We start from the raw sequence: 1,518 nt of genomic DNA on the forward strand, positions 1-1,518 counted from the left end.
GAGCGATCAGGAGGGGATGCGCTTGTCGCATCGTCGGGGCGAACGGCGCCAACAGTAGCAACCCCGCGTTCAGTTTTGAAAATAGATAAAACGGATTGGAGCTATCGGTAAATCCAATATCCAAGCAGGCATGCCTGTGGCGACGGAGTACGTGACTCTTGCTCGATCCTCTGTCAGCCGCCATTACAAGTTGCTCCTCCTCTGACTCTGGAACGCCAGCGAATAACCCATTGAAAGACATGACAAGCGTCACACCCGCGTTACGAAGCAGAGGCGATGGATAGGCCGTAGAGATACGGCCCACGAAGTGGCGGAGGAGGATGCCAACGGAAGAACGTACTCGGGGAACTACCGTCCTAACGCTTTCTTGACCGCGTCGCCGATCTCAGCTGGATTCTTGACGACTATGACCCCGGCCGCTTCCAGGGTTTTCATCTTTTCGGCTGCCGTCCCCTTGCCGCCGGAAATAATTGCTCCGGCATGACCCATGCGGCGTCCAGGAGGCGCGGTGATGCCGGCAATGAAGCTGATGACCGGTTTCTTCACGTTTTCCTTGATGAACTCGGCGGCTTTTTCTTCGGCATCGCCGCCGATTTCGCCGATCATGACGATGGCCTGCGTTTCTGGATCTTTCTCGAATAACGGCAGCACATCGACAAAACCAGTGCCATTGACCGGGTCACCGCCGATCCCGACGCAGGTCGTCTCGCCCAATCCCAGCGTCGAGAGTTGATGGACCGCTTCATACGTAAGGGTGCCGCTGCGAGAGACGACCCCGACCACACCTTTCTTGTGAATGAAGCCCGGCATGATGCCGATCTTCGCTTCATCGACCGTGATGACGCCTGGGCAATTCGGCCCGATCAGCCGCACATCCCGACCGCGGAGCGCTCGCTTGACCTTCACCATGTCATTGACGGGAATGCCTTCAGTAATACAAATGACCAACTTGATTCCGGCATCGGCTGCTTCAAGAATGGCATCGGCACAGAAAGGCGGCGGCACAAAGATGAGCGAGGTGTCGGCCTCGGTCTTTTTTACCGCATCGGTCACGGTGTTGAACACGGGGATGCCTTCGACTTCCTGCCCGGCCTTCCCCGGCGTCACGCCTGCCACAACCTTGGTCCCATAAGCCTTGCATTGGGTCGCATGGAACGAGCCTTCCTTGCCCGTAATCCCCTGGACCACCACTCGCGTATTTTTATTGACGAGAATGCTCACGATAAACCTCTTTGTCTTGTCTGTTTTTCTCTTGGAAGAGTGCCGGGCTGAGCCTCACACTGCGCGCATTGTTTTCACCCACCCAACCCTAGTCGCGCCGAGACGCGACTTTCACCCTGCGAGCACCAACCGATCTCTATTCATCACAATCGACTTTTGTGTGCGCGGTGGGCGAGCACTGAGACCCGGCCCGGCACCCTTCTCCCTTCACCCTGCTTTGCCGGTCAACTTGACGATTTTCTGCGCGGCTTCCCAGAGGTCGTTGGCAACGTCGAGCTTCAAGCCCGATTCCGCCAA

The 1,518-nt window shown here is 57.0% G+C and carries 1 protein-coding gene; it reads right to left on the reverse strand.

Annotated features, from left to right (window positions below; translation table 11 throughout):
* Positions 1 to 348 precede the first annotated feature (348 nt).
* Positions 349 to 1,221, reverse strand: a complete 873-nt coding sequence (gene sucD, locus HZB34_16435) for a succinate--CoA ligase subunit alpha (GenBank protein ID MBI5317551.1) — start codon at positions 1,219 to 1,221, stop codon at positions 349 to 351.
* Positions 1,222 to 1,518 lie beyond the last annotated feature (297 nt).

Source organism: Nitrospirota bacterium (assembly GCA_016219645.1).
GTDB lineage: Bacteria > Nitrospirota > Nitrospiria > Nitrospirales > Nitrospiraceae > Palsa-1315.